Genomic DNA, 16,448 nt, shown 5'->3' with positions numbered 1-16,448 from the left:
GACCCTCCACCTCCCACCCGTTCCCGCACGTTCACGAAAGGCCCCCATGTCGACCACCGGAGACGACCTCACCCCCTCGGCCGCGCCTCCTCGGGGGTCGACCTACCGCGCGGGGTTCGTCTCGTTCGTCGGGCGGCCCAACGTCGGCAAGTCGACGCTGACCAACGCCCTCGTGGGGCAGAAGGTGGCCATCACCTCGTCGAAGCCGCAGACGACTCGACGAGCGATCCGCGGCATCGTGCACCAGGCGACCGGCCAGCTCGTCCTGGTCGACACCCCGGGCATGCACCGTCCGCGCACGCTGCTCGGCGAGAGGCTCAACGACATCGTCCAGACCACCCTCGGCGACGTCGACGTGATCGGGTTCTGCGTGCCGGCCGACGAGAAGCTCGGGCCGGGGGACCGGTTCATCAACGAGCAGCTCGACCAGTACCCGCGGGCCAAGAAGGTCGCGATCGTCACCAAGACCGACGCCACGTCGCGGCCGGCCGTCGCCGAGCAGTTGCTCGCGGTCAGCCGTCTGCGCGACTGGGAGGCCATCATCCCGCTGTCCGCGGTCAGCGACGTGCAGCTCGACGTCCTCACGGCCGAGCTGATCAAGCTCATGCCGCTGTCACAGCCCCTCTACCCGTCCGATGCGGTCACCGAAGAAGGCCTGACCGACCGGGTGGCCGAGTACGTCCGCGAGGCCGCGCTCGAGGGCGTGCAGGACGAGCTGCCGCACTCGCTCGCGGTGACCATCGACGACATGGTCGAGCGTGATGACAAGGACCTCCTCGAGATCTACGCCAACCTCTTCGTCGAGCGCGACAGCCAGAAGGCCATCGTCATCGGCAAGGGCGGTCAGCGCCTGCGCGAGGTGGGCGAGCGTGCCCGCGCGCAGATCGAGCCGCTCGTCGGCAAGCAGGTGTTCCTCTCGATCCGGGTGAAGGTCGCCAAGGACTGGCAGCGCGACCCGAAGCAGCTCGGTCGACTGGGGTTCTGACGCCCCTTCGCGGTCGTCCGGCCCCGTCCCGGGCTAAAGGGTCGTCCTCGTCCCTGCGGATGATCGTGGTGGTCCCGAGGTCGTTCGCGCACGGCGGCCGCCCCGGTCGGGCCGCCGTAGGTCGTACGGTGGTCGGGTGATCTTCCGACGCCTCGCGCCCTACCAGGTCGCCGTCGACCTGTCGGCGGCGTTCCTGCTCGGCGTGGTCGGCCTGGTGTTGTCCGACGGCGTCGTGACGACCCCGTTCGTTGTGCTGGGCATGACGGTCACGTTCGCCCTGCGCCGCCTGTCGCCGGGGCTCGCCCTCACCCTCGCCTGGCTGGTCGCCGCGTCCCAGATGATCACGGGCAGCACGCCCGGTGTCACGAACCTCGCGATCTGCGCGGTGCTGTACTCCACGGCGGCGTACGGGACGAACCGGGTGAAGTGGTCGGGCCTGGTCTCCGTGGGCGTGGGGGCCCTCCTGGGCACCTTCTACCTCTCGTTCGTGCAGCAGAGCCTGTTCGGCGTCGACTACGACATCTATGCGGTGACCGACGTCGTCCGCATCCTCCTGCAGCTGGGGATCAGCCTCCTTGGATTCCTCGCCCTGCTCGGTCTGCCCTGGGCCGGGGGACTGCTGGCCCGGGCGCGATGGTCCGAGCGGCTCAGCCGTGAGGCGCGGCTCATCGCCGAGCGCGAGACCGCCCGGGCCGAGAACGACGCCGCGCGGGCCGAACGCGAGGCCGCCCGGGCCGAGCGGGACATCGCCGTCGAGCAGGAACGCAACCGGATCGCCCGGGACATGCACGACGTCGTCGCCCACTCGCTGGCCGTCGTCATCGCCCAGGCCGACGGGGCCCGGTACGCCGCCCGGGTCGACCCGACCTCGGTCGACGGGGCGCTCACGACGATCGCCACGACGGCGCGGGAGGCCCTCGGCGACGTCCGGGTGCTGCTGGGTCAACTGCGGCACAGCCAGGGCGAGGCGCCCCAGCCCGCCCTCGGCGACCTCGACCGTCTGCTCGACCAGATGCGCGGGTCGGGTCTCACGGTCGACCTGCTCGTGACCGGCGAACCGCAGGTCCTCGGGACCAACCGGCAGCTCGCCGTGTTCCGCATCGTGCAGGAGAGCCTGACCAACGTCCTGCGTCACGGTGCCGTCGACCAGCCCGTCGGCCTCCACTTCGACTGGCGCTACGAGGCGTTGCACCTCGTGATCTCCAACGTCGTGCGGCCGCCGACGCGTCCGCTCGACACGTCCGGCGACGAGCGGCGGGGCGGCCACGGGCTCGACGGCATGCGGGAGCGCGCCACCCTGGCGGGCGGCTCGCTCACCACCCAGAACGCCGACGGACGCTTCGTCGTCCACGCCATCGTGCCGACCCTGGCACTGACCCAAGAGGTACGCATCCGATGATCGACATGCCCGGCCGTTCGACGGCACCCATCCGCGTCGCCCTGGTCGACGACCAGGCCCTGTTCCGTGCAGGCATCAAGATGCTGGTCGGCTCGCAGCCCGACCTCGAGTTCGTCGGCGAGGCCAGCAACGGCGAGGAGGGCGTGGCGATGGTCGGGCGCACCGCTCCCGACGTCGTCCTCATGGACATCCGCATGCCGGTGATGGACGGCATCGCGGCCACCACCGCCGTCCTGGCGCAGGCCGAGACGGCCTCCCGTCGCCCGCCGCGCATCATCGTGCTGACGACCTTCGACCTCGACGAGGCCGCCACCCGCGCCATCCGGGGAGGCGCGAGCGGCTTCGTCCTCAAGGACGCCGACCCCGAGTTCCTGCTCGCCGCGATCCGCACCGTGCACGCGGGCAACGCCGTGATCGCGGCGTCGGCCACGCGTGAACTCTTCGAGCACTTCGACGGCCGGGCCTCACGCGCCCGGGCCGTGCCCGCGTCGTTCGGCACCCTGACCACCCGGGAACGTGACATCTTCGACCTCGCGGCGCGGGGCCTCAGCAACGCCGAGATCGCGTCGCGGGAGTTCCTCAGCGAGGCGACGGTCAAGACCCACATCAGTCGGGTCCTGTCGAAGTTGTCCCTGCGCGACCGGGTGCAACTGGTGGTCTACGCGTACGAACACGGGCTCGCCGAGTAGTTCGGCTGGAGCGGGCTGCCACGGCCGTCGCCGACGGGGCGCCCCGGTGCGACGTGTCGGTGCCGTGTGGTGGCTGATCACACCTGATGAGGCTGCTGAGACCGGGCGGCACGGCTCGTGTCGAGAGACTCCGAGGCGGCAGAGTGTCACCTGGGTGGCCATCACCCCGATCCTCCGCCGAAAGAAGCTCTCGCATGGACTGGTTGCTGTCGGTTCCGCTCTTGTCCACGACGATGCTGCTGACGGTGGACGTCGTCGCCGCCCTCGTCGCCGTCGGGCTCCTCGTCCGCCCGCGGACCCGACGCACGTGGTGGCGGTGGATCGCCCTCGCGGTCCTGCTCGGGGCCGGCCTCGGCGCCCTCGCGACCTGGTGGCTCGGCGACGTACGCGACGTGCTGGGCCTGTCACCCACCTGGGTGGATCGCCTCTGGGTCGCCGCCGTGGTCGCCGGCGTCGCTGTCGTCGTCGTCAACCTGTTCCGCACCCGGTGGTGGCGGAAGATCGTGGCCGTCCTGTCCGTCCTGGTCTTCGCCCTGTCCGGGGGCCTCGCCCTGAACCGGGACGGCAGCGTCTACCAGAACCTGTCCCAGGCGCTCGGTCGGGACGAGGTGCCCGCCCTCCCGGCGACCGCCGCCGCGCCTCCGTCCGCCTCGCCCGGCTCGACGGAGTTCGACCCGACCCTCTGGTCGACCTGGAAGGCCCCCGCCGACCTCCCGGCCGTGGGACGGTACGGCAGCGTGGCCATCCCCGGCGCCGTCTCGCACTTCCCCGCCCGTGACGCCGTCGTCTACCTGCCCCCGGCGGCCCTCGTGGCCGACGCCCCCGCCCTTCCCGTGATGATCATGCTCTCGGGACAACCGGCCGAACCGAGTTCGGTGATCACGGCCGGCCACCTCGTCGAGACCCTGGACGCCTTCGCGGCGAAGAACCACGGGCTCGCGCCGATCGTCGTCGTGCCCGACCAGCTGAGCGCCGACGCCCACAACCCGATGTGCGTCGACGGCGCCCTGGGCAACAGCGCCACCTACATCACCACCGATGTGGTCGACTACATGACGAGTCACTTCCACGTCGCCACCGGGCCACGGGCATGGGCGATCGGTGGGTTCTCGCAGGGGGGCACCTGCTCGATCCAGTTCGCGTCGGCGCGGCCCGACCTGTTCTCGACCTTCATCGACGTGTCGGGTGAGCTCGGCCCCTCGATCGGCGACGAGAAGACCACGATCGACCAGGGCTTCGCCGGGAACCGAGCGGCCTACGAGGCGGCCCGACCGCAGGCGATCATGGCCGCGCACGGGCCCTACGCGGACACCGCGGCGTTCTTCGCCGTCGGTGCCACGGACGGTCGGTACGGCCAGATCATGACCGCGAACTCGGCGGCCGCGGCGAAGGCCGGCATGACGGTGACGCGCTACGTGTCCCCGGGCAGCGGGCACGACTGGACGACCGCGACGAACGGCTTCGCCCACGGCATCGGACAGTTCTACCCGCGCCTCGGCCTGAGTGCGACGGTGCAGACACCGTGAGCGGCGAGCTGGCCGGAGCCGACGCCGGTGCCGGGGCCGACGCCGGCGCCGGCGCACCGACGGTGCCGACGGCCTCCACGACGGCACCCCCGGGCCGGCACCCCACGAGCCCGACCCCCACGAGCCGGGGCGTGCGCGCCGGTTCGTGGACGGCGTCGCGACCCGCGTGGTGGCGTTCGTCGGCGGCCGTCCCGTCAGTCTCACCCTCGCGCTGCTGCTCGTCGTGCTCGCGCTCGCCTCGGGCAGCGTGACGCATGCGCCGAGCGAGCGGCTGCGCGACCTCGTCGGAGCAGGGCTCGACCCCTTCGAGGACCGCACCTCATGGCTGCTCGTCGTCGGCTCGGTGTTCTTCGCCGGCAGTCCCGCGCAGCTCGTCCTGGCCGTGGTCGGCGTGCTCGTCCTCGTGGGCACCGCCGAGCGTCGCATGGGCTGGTCCCGCACGGTGGCCGCCTACCTGGTGACGGCCGTCGTCGCGACTGGGGTCGGCGTGGCGGTGCAGGCCCTGGGGCAGGCGGTCGGCGAGACCTGGGCCCTCGAGGTGGCGGCCGAGTCCACCCTCCACCCGCTCACCCCCGCCCTCGGCACGATCATGACCGGCAGCGCGTTCTCCGGACCCCTCTGGCGACGGCGCATCCGGCTGGTCGGATTCTCGTGCGTGTTCGCCTTCGTGCTCTACGACGGGCACCCGGCCGGTCTCTACGCGCTGATCGGCGCCCTCGTCGGGCTCGCGTTCGGGGTGGTGCTGACCGGTCGCCCCGCCGAACGAGGCTGGTCGCGCAGTTCGCACCACGAGGTACGCCGCCTCGCGTCGACCATCGTCGCGGTGACCGCGCTGGGTCCCGTCCTGACCCTCCTCACCCGCAGCCCGATCGGGGCCCTCTCGCCCCTCGGCATGCTGTTCCGCGACGTCCTCCCCGGGCGATCGCTCTCGGCCGCGTGCGCGGCCGCGGGACAGGGCGCACCGGACCGGCACGCGCCTCCGATCGGAGCTTGCGCGCGCGCCGCGGCCCTCGCCGGCATCGACACCGTCCCGACGGTCCTGCTGAGCCTGCTGCCGCTGGCCGTGCTGCTGCTCTGCGCCTGGTACCTGCGGCGGGGTCGTCGCCTCGCCCTCGACGTGGCCGTCGCGGTCAACGGGCTCCTCGCCCTCTTCGCCGGTCTGTACTACGTGGTGCTGCCCGTCACGACCGATCCGGTGGTCGACCAGCCCCGACACGTGGTCGAGAGGGTGGTGCTCGCCGGGCTGGCGGTCGCCGTGCCGGCCGCGGTGGCCCTCGGACTGTTCCTCCTGCGCCGTCATTTCGGCGTCGGTGCCGAGGGGACGCGACGACCGCGGTTCGCGCTCGTCGTCGTGCTGTCGGGTCTGGTGCTGGCGGTGACGTTCGCCGTCGTCGGGTGGCTGGGGCGCGCCTCCTTCGTCCCGACGATCGAACCGTGGACGTTGCTGCTGGACGTGCCCGAACGCTTCGTGCCGGTCGGGTTCGTCGGGCTCACCCGCATCGGACCGGTGCCGGACGGCGGGCTCGTCCGGGCCGCCTTCGAGTGGGTGGGGCCGGTCTGGTGGCTCGTCGTCCTGGTCGGGCTCGGGGTGGGCGCGACCCGGCCGGGGGACGTCCGTCCCGACGCGGCGCGCACCCAGGTGCGCGACATCGTCCATCGGGGGACCCCCGGCACGCTGTCGCACATGGCCCTCTGGGAGGGCAACCGGTACTGGTTCACGGAGGACGGCCTCGCCGCGGTCGCCTATCGCGTCGTCGCGGGCATCGCGATCACCACGGGCGAGCCGCTCTGTGCGGCCGACCGGCTCGGCGAGGTGACCCGCGAGTTCGCCCGGTGGTGCGACGACCAGGGCCTCACCCCGGTCTTCTACAGCGTGCGCGGCGTGCTCTCGCCTCTCTACGACGAGATGGGGTGGGCGACGCTGCCCGTCGGTGAGGAGACGGTGCTGCACCCGGCCACCTTCGCGATGACGGGCAAGAAGTGGCAGGACGTCCGGTCGAGCATCAACCGCGCGACCAAGAACGGGGTCCGGGCCGAGTGGACCCGCTACGCGGAGCTCCGGCCCGCGGTCGCCCGTCAGATCGGTGAGATCAGCGAGCAGTGGGTCGCCGAGAAGGACCTGCCCGAGATGGGCTTCACCCTCGGCGGCGTCGACGAGTTGCGCGACCCCGACGTGGCGCTGATGCTCGCCCTCGACGAGGACGACTCGGTCCAGGCCGTGACGAGCTGGTTGCCCTCGTGGCGCGACGGGGTCGTCGTCGGCTGGACGCTCGACTTCATGCGGCGTCGGCCGGACAGCATGAACGGCGTCATGGAGTTCGTCATCGCCTCGTCGGCCCTGGCGATGAAGGAGCAGGGCGTCGAGTTCCTGAGCCTGTCGGCGGCGCCGCTGGCGAGCGGTGCGCCGTCCGACGGGCCGTCGACGCAGACGGAGCGCGTGCTCGCCTTCCTCGGGCGCGTGCTGGAGCCGGCCTACGGGTTCCGCACCCTCCTGGCGTTCAAGAAGAAGTTCCAGCCCGACTTCGTCCCGCTCGTCATGGCGTTCCCCGATCCGGTGCAGCTCCCGGCCATCGGCACGGCGCTAGGCCGCGCCTACCTGCCCGACCTCTCGGTCGGGGCCGTCGTGCGGCTCGTCCGCACGGTGGTCTGATCGGGCGGGGGAGCCGAGGAGGCGCGGTGCCGGCCCGCGACGACCCGCGCCTCCTCGGTCGGTGCTAGCCTCGTCACGTGTTCACCGGCCTGCTCCTCCTTAGCTGCCGCGGCGAGTCCTGACCCAGGCCCCCCTCGTCGCGGAGTTCGTCGTCGGCCGACACCCCCGCGAAGAGCAGCCCCTCGAGGGCGAGAGAGACCACAGGACATGAAGAACGCACAGCAGCCTTCGGCCATGCCGATCCACAAGTACCGGCCCTTCCACGAGCAGATCGCCGTCGACCTGCCCGACCGCACCTGGCCGTCCAAGCGCATCACCGAGGCACCCCGCTGGTGCGCCGTCGACCTGCGCGACGGCAACCAGGCGCTGATCGACCCGATGAGCCCGGAGCGCAAGCGCATCATGTTCGACCTGCTGGTCGGCATGGGCTACAAAGAGATCGAGGTCGGCTTCCCGAGCGCCTCGCAGACCGACTTCGACTTCGTCCGCAGCCTCATCGACGAGGGGGCCATCCCCGACGACGTGACGATCCAGGTGCTGACCCAGGCGCGCGAGCACCTGATCGCCCGCACCTACGAGTCGATCGCCGGCGCCAAGCAGGCCATCGTCCACCTGTACAACTCGACGAGCGTGCTGCAGCGGGACGTCGTGTTCCGCACCGACCGGCAGGGCATCGTCGACATCGCGCTCGAGGGCGTCCGCCTGTGCCTCGAGGCCGAGAAGACCATCCCCGAGACGGCCGTGTTCTACGAGTACTCGCCCGAGAGCTACACCGGCACCGAGCTCGACTTCGCGCTCGACATCTGCAACCAGGTGATCGAGGCCTTCGACGCGACGCCCTCGCGACCGGTGATCGTCAACCTGCCGGCGACCGTCGAGATGGCGACCCCCAACGTCTACGCCGACTCGATCGAGTGGATGCACCGTCACCTGGCCCGCCGCGACAGCGTCATCCTGTCGCTGCACCCGCACAACGACCGGGGCACCGGCATCGCGGCCGCCGAGCTGGGCTACCTGGCCGGTGCCGACCGCATCGAGGGCTGCCTCTTCGGCAACGGCGAGCGCACGGGCAACGTCGACCTCGTCGCGCTGGGCATCAACCTGTTCACCCAGGGCATCGACCCGCAGATCGACTTCAGCGACCTCGACATGGTCAAGCGCACCGCCGAGCACTGCAACCAGCTTCCCGTGCACGAGCGCAGCCCCTGGGCCGGCGACCTCGTCTACACGGCGTTCTCCGGTTCGCACCAGGACGCCATCAAGAAGGGCTTCGAGGCCATGGCCGCGACCGCGGCCTCGCGCGGGGTCGACGTCGACGCGCTCGAGTGGGCGGTGCCGTACCTGCCGGTCGACCCCAAAGACCTGGGACGCAGCTACGAGGCGGTCATCCGCGTCAACTCGCAGTCGGGCAAGGGCGGCGTGGCCTACCTGCTGAAAGCCGACCATGCCATCGACCTGCCGCGCAAGCTGCAGATCGAGTTCAGCGGCGTCGTGCAGTCGCGTACCGACCAGGAGGGGGGCGAGATGACGAGCGCCCACATCTGGTCGATCTTCCAGGACGAGTACCTCCCCGCCGACGCGGCCGACGACAAGTGGGGTCGCTTCGAGTTGACCCGGACGAGCACCGCGAGCGACATGTCGGGCGAGACCGTCCTCGACGTCGACCTGCGGGTCGGCGAGACGGTCGAGTCGACGTCGGCCCGGGGCACGGGGCCCATCGCGGCCTTCATCGCCGTCCTCGCCGAGCAGGGCGTCCAGGTCAAGCTGTACGACTACGTCGAGCACACCCTCAGCGCCTCGGGCGACGCCCAGGCTGCGGCCTACGTCGAGCTCGACGTCGACGGCACGCGGCTCTGGGGAGTCGGCATCGACGCCGACATCTCGACGGCGTCGCTCAAGGCCATCGTCTCGGCGGTGAACCGCGCCATCCGCACGACGACCGACGTGCGCGAGCTCGCGTCGGTCTGAGCGGCCGCCCCGACCCGACCCGCCCCCAGTGCCCTCGCGGTGCCGGGGGCGTCGTCGTGCCGGCGGTGTCGCGCCTGCGGGTGTCGGCAACTCCTGCCTCGTGTAGGGCGCAGGCGCCGAAGTGCGGCGTGTCCGGGTGTGTTGGCGCAGGGGGCAGGAGTTTACGACGGGTGCGGGCAACTCCTGCCCGGTGCCGCGCGAGGGCGCGGCTGTGCGGCGTGTCCGGGTGTGCTGGCGCAAGGGGGCAGGAGTTCCCGACGGGTGCGGGTAACTCCTGCCTGGTGTTGCCCGCGGGTGCGGGGGTGCGGCGTGTCGGGGTGCGCTGGCGCAGGGGGCAGGAGTTGGCGACGGGTGCGGGCAACTCCTGCCCGGTGTCGCGCGGGGGTGCGGGGGTGCGGCGTGTCGGGGTGCGCTGGCGCAGGGGGCAGGAGTTGCCGAGGGGTGCGGCCCGGGCCCGACGAAGGACGACGGGCCCGACGAGGGGCGACGGGCCCGACGAGCGACGAGGGACGAGGGGCGACGGGCCCGACGAGGGGCGACGTGCCCGGCAACCGGCCCGACGCCGAGCCCGGCGACGGGCCCGGCGTCGAGACCGGGCGTCGAGACCGGGCAGCCGGACTCAGCGCGGACGACGCCAGCGGGGCAGCCGGCTGAGGGCGCGCTGCTCGGGCAGGGTCCAGCCGAACCGTACCGCCAGCATGCGGATGACCAGGGTGATCGACGTGCCCGCGATCGCGGAGACGGCCACGGGTGCGCCGAGCGTCACGGCCACGACCAGCACGACGGTGCCGCCGGCCGCCGCCACGGCGTAGAGCGATCCCACGTGCATCATCGCGATGGTGAGGTTCATCAGCAGGTCGCGGAGCACCGAGCCGCCGACGGCCGCGATGACCCCGACGAACACGGCCGGGATCTCGGGCAGTCCGAGCGAGAGCGCCTTGGTCGACCCGATCGCGCCGAGCAGGCCTATGGTCAGCGCGTCGAGCACGGTGATGACCCCGGCCAGCCGGGTGAACACGCGCTGGAGCGCCATGCCGACGATCGCCGCGGCGACGGCGACGAGCAGGTACCAGTTGCTCGACATGGCGCGCGGCACCTCGCCGAGCAACACGTCGCGCAGCACGCCGCCGCCGAGCCCGGTGGCGATCCCGATGATGGCGATGCCGAGCAGGTCGAGACGGCGGTCCTTGTACTCCGACGCGAACATCGCCCCCTGAAGGCTGCCGATGCCGACGGCGAGGAGGTCCACCCACAGGGGTACGGCGAAGGCTGTGGCGTGCACCTGACGTTTGTACCACGCGTGCGATGCTTGGTCGGTGCCCGTCTACCGTGATGAATGCGTCGTGTTGCGCACCCACAAGCTGGGTGAGGCCGACCGCATCCTCACGATGCTCAGCCGCAACCACGGCAAGATCCGGGCCGTGGCCAAGGGCGTCCGACGCACGGCGTCGAAGTTCGGGGCGCGCCTCGAGCCGATGATGGTCGCCGACCTGCAGCTCTACGAGGGCCGCTCGCTCGACATCGTGCAGCAGGCCGAGTCGCTCGGCTCGTACGGTGCCGTGATCGCGGCCGACTACGAGAGCTACACGGCCGGCAGCGTGATGGTCGAGACGGCCGACAAGCTGACCGAGGCCGAGGCGGGTCTGCAGCAGTACCTCCTGCTCGTCGGGGCCCTCCGCTCGCTCGCGCGGCACGAGCACGCGCCCCAGCTCACGCTCGACTCGTACCTCTTGCGTGCGCTCAGCATCGCGGGCTGGTCGCCGAGCTTCGGCGACTGCGCCGTGACCGGTGCCCCCGGGCCGCACTCGGCCTTCGTCGTCCAGCTCGGTGGCGTGGTGGCCGACTCGCACGCGCCTCCCGGCGCTCCGCGCTTGACGCAGGAGGCGCTGGCCCTGTTGGGCGCGCTGCTCACGGGGGACTGGGACCACGCCGAGGACGCACCCGACGCGACCCGCAACCAGGCGAGCGGCGTCGTCGCCGCCTACACGCAGTGGCACCTCGAACGGGGACTGCGATCGCTGCAGCACGTCGACCGGGTGCCCGGAAGAGAGAGACCGTGAAGAAGACCCACCGCGACGCCGCCGACTTCCGCCCCCTCGACTGGACGGGCGTCCACCCGCCCGAGATGCCGCGGGGCGCCGTGCCCGAGCACGTCGCGATCGTGATGGACGGCAACGGCCGCTGGGCGAACGGGCGCGGGCTCACCCGCGTCGAGGGCCACAAGGCCGGCGAGATGTCGCTGCTCGACGTGGTCGCCGGGGCGATCCAGATCGGCGTGAAGCACCTCAGCGTGTACGCGTTCTCGACCGAGAACTGGAAGCGCTCGCCCGACGAGGTGCGCTTCCTGATGGGCTTCAACCGTGACGTGCTGCACCGACGTCGCGACCAGCTGAACGCTTGGGGCGTGCGGGTCCGCTGGGCCGGGCGGAAGCCGCGGCTGTGGGGGTCGGTGATCAGGGAACTGCAGTTCGCCGAAGAGCTGACCAAGGGCAACGACGTCCTGACGTTGACGATGTGCGTCAACTACGGCGGGCGGACCGAGATCGCCGACGCGGTGCGCTCGATCGCCGACGACGTCGCCGCCGGTCGGCTCAAGCCCTCGGCCGTCGGCGAGAAGCTGATCCAGAAGCGGCTGTACGCTCCCGAACTGCCCGACGTCGACCTCTTCGTGCGCAGCTCGGGCGAGCAGCGCACGAGCAACTTCATGCTCTGGCAGTCCGCCTACGCCGAGATGGTGTTCCTCGACCGGCTGTGGCCGGACTTCACCCGGACCGACCTCTGGCAGGCCGTCGAGACCTACGCCTCGCGCACCCGTCGTTTCGGGGGAGCGGTGGACGCCCCCGGTCCGGCCTGACCGGACGCCCGTCAGAACTGGATGTTGGCGCCCAGGAAGATCCGCTCGGCCGGCCACAGGAACTGCAGGGTCAGCGGTCCGTCGCTCGCCCGGTGGAACCAGGCGTTGGCGAAGACGGTCGACTCGCCCGGCAGCAGGTACCAGTTCGCGCTGTCGGCGGGGAACTTCGACTCGAGCGAGGTCTCGTAGCCCAGCTGGGTCAACAGATCCTGCCCGGCGAAGACGTCCTGCGTGGCGAGGTCGTTGCCGTACGACGAGTAGTCGGCGCTCAGGTCGGTCAGGTCGAGCCGACGCTGCGAGTTGTTCGTCAGCACGTAGGCCGTGACCTCGACGTCGGTGCCCGCGGGGTAGGGGTCGGTGCCGTCGGGGCGCGCGTAGATGGAGGGCGCCGAGGTCGTCAGCTCGCCGACGCCGTAGACGTAGATGGTGAGGTCCTTGTAGTTGACCTGGCCGAGCAGCGTGCCCCCGGGGGCGAGGGCGTCGGGCTGCGACCCCGTGCCGCCGCCGGTGCCGGGAGCCCCGGTGACCTGGGGCTGCGGCGCGCCGGTGGCTCCCGGGCCGGGGGTCGTCGCCGATCCGCCCGCACCGGCCGGGGTGAGGTCGTCGAGGCTCGGGAAGCAGCCGGTCAGCCCGACGAGGGCCAGCACCGAGACGGCGATGCCGACGGTCAGTCTTGTGCGCACGACCTGCACCTCTCCTGGTTCGTCGGGCCAGCCTAACCCGGCGCCGTGGACGGCTCGCCCCGTGGCACCGGCACGAGGCCCAGCGCGTCGCCGTCCACCTGCTCGAAGGCGTCGAGGACCGCCCGCACGCTCGGCACGCGGTCGCCGCCACGCCCGTGGACCACGTGCACGACGCGGGCGAGGCCGTCGTCGAGCTCCACCACCCGCACCCCGCGAGGCACGGCGGCGGACACGAGCGAGAGCCCCGGGAGCAGGGCGACGCCGAGGCCCGCCGCGACGAGGCCGAGCACGGCCAGGGCGTTGTCGGTCTCGAGCACGATCTCGGGCTCGAACCCGGACGCGGCGCAGGTCGCGAGCAGGTGGCCCCGGCAGCGGGGGCATCCGCCGATCCACCTCTCGTGCGCGAGGCCGCCGAAGTCGTCGCCTCGCGTGAACGGGTGGGCCGACGGCACGGCGAGCACCGTGCGGTCGACGAAGGAGGCGCGGTGCAGCAGACCGTCGAGGTCGCGTTCGCCCCCGGGGTCGCCCCCGTGACGGAAGGTGACCGCGACGTCCGCCGAGCCGTCGCGCAGTCGTGCCAGCGCCTCCGGGGGTTCCGCCTCGACGTAGTCGACCGTGAGGCCCGGGTGCCGGTCGCGCAGGCGCGAGAGCACGTCGGGGACGATCGTCGACGACGCGCTGGGGAACCCAGCCAGGGTGACGTGGCCCGTGGCGACGCCGCCCAGGTCGTCGAGGTCCTGCCGTGCGGCGTCGAGGGCCGCCTGCACGTGGACGGCGTGCGCGGCGAGCCTGTGCCCGGCCTCGGTGAGGGCGACGCCGCGCCCGGCGCGGAGCACGAGCGGTTGCCCGACCTGGCGTTCGGCTCGACGCAGCTGCTGGCTGACGGCGGGTTGGCTGTAGCCGAGCAGGGCGGCCGCCGCCGTGATGCTGCCGGTGTCGGCCACGGCGCGGACGACGCGCAGGGACGCGAGGTCGAGGTCGTCGGGCACGGTCGAATCATAAGCCGCGGTGATGATCGGCCTCAGACACTGGTGGTTGTCCTCCGGTCTCGACGGGGGGAGCCTGAGGACATGACCGCGCCCCGACCCGACCTCTTCGCCCCGGCACCGGGTTACCTCGCCGCCTGCACCATGGGCCTGCCGATGCGGTCCACGATCGAGGCGTCGCGCGCCGACCTTGACCGGTGGTCGTCCGGTCGGGCCGGCCCGGCCGCCTACGGCGCCGTCGTCGAGGAGGCGCGCGCGGCCTTCGCGCGGCTGGCCCGGGTCGGCGTCGACCGCGTGGCCATCGCGTCGCAGACGTCGGCGATGGTCGCCGTCATCGCGGCCTCGGTCCCGGACGGCGCCGAGGTGCTGGTGCCCACGGGCGACTTCAGCTCGATCGTCTACCCCTTCGTGGTGCAGGAGGCGCGGGGCATCCGGGTGCGGAGCGTCCCGCTGGCCGAGCTGGCCGGCTCCGTCGGGCCCGGCACGCACCTCGTGGCCTGGTCGGCCGTCCAGTCCGCCACCGGCGAGGTCGCCGACGACGCCGCCATCGTCGCCGCGGCGGCCCGACACGGGGCGTTGACGCTGTGCGACCTCACGCAGGCGGCCGGCGTGCGGCCCGTCGCCGCCTCGCGGTACGACGCCAGCGTCACGCATGCCTACAAGTGGTTGTGCTGCCCGCGAGGGGTGGCGTTCCTCACCGTGGGGGAGCGGCTAAAGGAGGCCATGGTCCCGGCCCAGGCCGGCTGGTACGCGGGCGACGACGTGTGGGCCTCGTGCTACGGCCCCGACATGAGCCTCGCCACGGACGCGCGGGCCTTCGACGTGTCGCCCGCCTGGCAGGCCTGGGCCGGGGCGCTGCCCGCGCTCACGACGTTCGCCGCGCTCGACCCCGACGAGACCTGGGCGCACGCCGCCGGGTCGGGCGACGCGCTCTGCTCGCGGCTCGGGATCGAGGCGCAGAGCCGCGCGATCGTGACCTGGGCCGATCCCGACGGACGCGACCAGCGCCTCCTCGGCGACGCCGGTCTCGTGGTCTCGGGGCGCGCCGGTCGCGTCCGCGTGGCCTTCCACCTCTGGAACGACGAGAGCGACGTCGAGGCCGTCGCCGTCGCGCTCGGCCGGTGACGCACCGCCGGTAGAGTTGCCGGGTACCTCGACCGACCGGGCACCCAGCTCGGGCCTCAACTCATCGGAGCATCACACGTGGCAGCACCCAACCGTCTCGATTCCGTCATCGCCCTGGCCAAGCGCCGCGGCTTCGTCTTCCAGTCGGGAGAGATCTACGGCGGTTCGCGCTCGGCTTGGGACTACGGGCCCCTCGGCGTCGCCCTGAAGGAGAACATCAAGCGTCAGTGGTGGCAGACCATGGTGCAGGGCCGCGACGACGTCGTCGGCCTCGACTCGGCGGTCATCCTGCCGCGCCAGGTGTGGGAGGCCTCCGGGCACGTCGAGGTCTTCAGCGACCCGCTGGTCGAGTCGCTGCACACCCACAAGCGCTACCGCGCCGACCACCTGCTCGAGGCGTACGAGGCCAAGCACGGCCACCCGCCCGAGAACGGCCTGGCCGACGTCCGCGACCCCGACACGGGCCAGCCCGGCTCGTGGACCGAACCGCAGAACTTCTCCGGTCTGCTCAAGACATTCCTCGGCCCGGTCGACAACGAGCAGGGCATGGCGTACCTGCGACCCGAGACCGCGCAGGGCATCTTCACCAACTTCGACAACATCCTGCAGTCGTCGCGCATCAAGCCGCCGTTCGGCATCGGCCAGATCGGCAAGAGCTTCCGCAACGAGATCACGCCCGGCAACTTCATCTTCCGCACGCGCGAGTTCGAGCAGATGGAGATGGAGTTCTTCGTCGAGCCCGGCAGCGACGAAGAGTGGCACCAGTACTGGATCGACCAGCGGTTCCAGTGGTACGTCGACCTCGGCATCGACCCCGAGAACCTGCGCCTCTACGAGCACGCGGCCGAGAAGCTCTCGCACTACTCCAAGCGCACCGTCGACATCGAGTACCGCTTCCGGTTCGCCGGCGGCGAGTTCGGCGAGCTCGAGGGCATCGCGAACCGCACCGACTACGACCTCAAGACCCACGCCGCCGCCTCGGGCAAAGACCTGACCTACTTCGACCAGGCCAAGAACGAGCGCTGGACCCCCTACGTCATCGAGCCCGCGGCCGGTCTCACCCGCTCGCTCATGGCGTTCCTCGTCGACGCCTACACCGAGGACGAGGCGCCGAACGCCAAGGGCGGCGTCGACAAGCGCACCGTGCTGAAGCTCGACCGTCGCCTGGCACCGATCAAGGTGGCCGTGCTGCCGCTCAGCCGCAACGAGCAGCTGTCGCCGATGGCCCGCGGGCTCGCCGCCGACCTCCGCAAGTACTGGAACATCGACTTCGACGACGCGGGCGCCATCGGCCGTCGCTACCGCCGCCAGGACGAGATCGGCACGCCGTTCTGCGTCACGGTCGACTTCGACTCGCTCGAGGACGACGCCGTGACCGTGCGCGAGCGCGACACCATGGCCCAGCAGCGCATCCCCCTGGCCGGGCTGCGCGCCTACCTGGCCGAGCAGCTGCTCGGCGCGTAGCCGCCGGGGCGCCTCGCGCCCGCCCCTCCGCGACGGGCCCCCGTCGTGCACGCGTTGCACGACGGGGGCCCGTCTGTCGTCGGCAACTCCTGCCTCCCGCCGCGACCCGCGCCGCCCAC

Annotated in this window: 13 protein-coding genes; 10 read left to right on the top strand and 3 right to left on the bottom strand. The window is 72.0% G+C overall.

Annotated features, from left to right (window positions below; all coding sequences use genetic code 11):
* Positions 1–46 precede the first annotated feature (46 nt).
* The 6 genes from era to leuA all read left to right on the top strand — a co-directional run bounded on the left by era (position 47) and on the right by leuA (position 9,217).
* The gene (gene era / locus OVA02_RS12430) at positions 47–985 is read left to right on the top strand and encodes a GTPase Era (RefSeq protein ID WP_056045670.1); all 939 of its coding nucleotides are present in this window, start codon (positions 47–49) and stop codon (positions 983–985) included.
* A 136-nt stretch (positions 986–1,121) separates the two neighbouring features.
* Positions 1,122–2,384: a sensor histidine kinase gene (locus OVA02_RS12425; protein WP_123570181.1), complete on the top strand. Its 1,263-nt coding sequence runs from the start codon at positions 1,122–1,124 to the stop codon at positions 2,382–2,384.
* Positions 2,381–3,073 (top strand): response regulator, encoded by a 693-nt coding sequence (locus tag OVA02_RS12420; RefSeq protein ID WP_369794374.1) that lies wholly within the window; start codon positions 2,381–2,383, stop codon positions 3,071–3,073. The genes OVA02_RS12425 and OVA02_RS12420 overlap by 4 nt, the downstream gene beginning before the upstream one ends.
* A gap of 194 nt (positions 3,074–3,267) precedes the next feature.
* The gene (locus tag OVA02_RS12415; protein WP_056045662.1) at positions 3,268–4,599 is read left to right on the top strand and encodes an alpha/beta hydrolase; all 1,332 of its coding nucleotides are present in this window, start codon (positions 3,268–3,270) and stop codon (positions 4,597–4,599) included.
* Positions 4,600–4,744: 145 nt separating this feature from the next.
* Positions 4,745–7,249 carry a bifunctional lysylphosphatidylglycerol flippase/synthetase MprF gene (locus OVA02_RS12410; protein ID WP_267658603.1) on the top strand — a complete coding sequence of 835 codons (2,505 nt, stop codon included), beginning with the start codon at positions 4,745–4,747 and terminating at the stop codon, positions 7,247–7,249.
* 207 nt (positions 7,250–7,456) lie between these two features.
* Positions 7,457–9,217, top strand: coding sequence for a 2-isopropylmalate synthase (gene leuA / locus OVA02_RS12405; RefSeq protein WP_056045657.1), 1,761 nt, complete (start codon positions 7,457–7,459; stop codon positions 9,215–9,217).
* Positions 9,218–9,836: 619 nt separating this feature from the next.
* Here the strand turns inward: leuA and OVA02_RS12400 are convergent.
* Positions 9,837–10,499, bottom strand: coding sequence for a trimeric intracellular cation channel family protein (locus OVA02_RS12400; protein WP_056045653.1), 663 nt, complete (start codon positions 10,497–10,499; stop codon positions 9,837–9,839).
* 34 nt (positions 10,500–10,533) lie between these two features.
* Between OVA02_RS12400 and recO the strand changes: the two genes are divergently transcribed.
* Positions 10,534–11,277 (top strand): DNA repair protein RecO, encoded by a 744-nt coding sequence (gene recO, locus OVA02_RS12395; RefSeq protein ID WP_123570177.1) that lies wholly within the window; start codon positions 10,534–10,536, stop codon positions 11,275–11,277.
* Entirely contained in the window at positions 11,274–12,071 is a 798-nt protein-coding gene (locus OVA02_RS12390; RefSeq protein ID WP_056045644.1) for an isoprenyl transferase, read from the top strand. The genes recO and OVA02_RS12390 overlap by 4 nt, the downstream gene beginning before the upstream one ends.
* Before the next feature lie 11 nt (positions 12,072–12,082).
* Here the strand turns inward: OVA02_RS12390 and OVA02_RS12385 are convergent, their stop codons facing one another.
* Positions 12,083–12,754, bottom strand: coding sequence for a hypothetical protein (locus tag OVA02_RS12385; protein WP_267658602.1), 672 nt, complete (start codon positions 12,752–12,754; stop codon positions 12,083–12,085).
* A 32-nt stretch (positions 12,755–12,786) separates the two neighbouring features.
* Positions 12,787–13,743 carry a LysR family transcriptional regulator gene (locus tag OVA02_RS12380; protein ID WP_267658601.1) on the bottom strand — a complete coding sequence of 319 codons (957 nt, stop codon included), beginning with the start codon at positions 13,741–13,743 and terminating at the stop codon, positions 12,787–12,789.
* A gap of 81 nt (positions 13,744–13,824) precedes the next feature.
* Between OVA02_RS12380 and OVA02_RS12375 the strand changes: the two genes are divergently transcribed.
* Positions 13,825–14,865, top strand: a complete 1,041-nt coding sequence (locus OVA02_RS12375; RefSeq protein ID WP_267658600.1) for an aminotransferase class V-fold PLP-dependent enzyme — start codon at positions 13,825–13,827, stop codon at positions 14,863–14,865.
* Between the two features lie 78 nt (positions 14,866–14,943).
* Positions 14,944–16,329, top strand: coding sequence for a glycine--tRNA ligase (locus tag OVA02_RS12370; RefSeq protein ID WP_056045637.1), 1,386 nt, complete (start codon positions 14,944–14,946; stop codon positions 16,327–16,329).
* Positions 16,330–16,448: the final 119 nt, after the last annotated feature.

The sequence above is a fragment of the Frigoribacterium sp. SL97 genome, assembly GCF_026625765.1.
Lineage (GTDB): Bacteria > Actinomycetota > Actinomycetes > Actinomycetales > Microbacteriaceae > Frigoribacterium.
The sequence above is the reverse complement of the archived record's forward strand: the minus strand, read 5'-3'. Positions and strand labels throughout refer to the sequence as shown.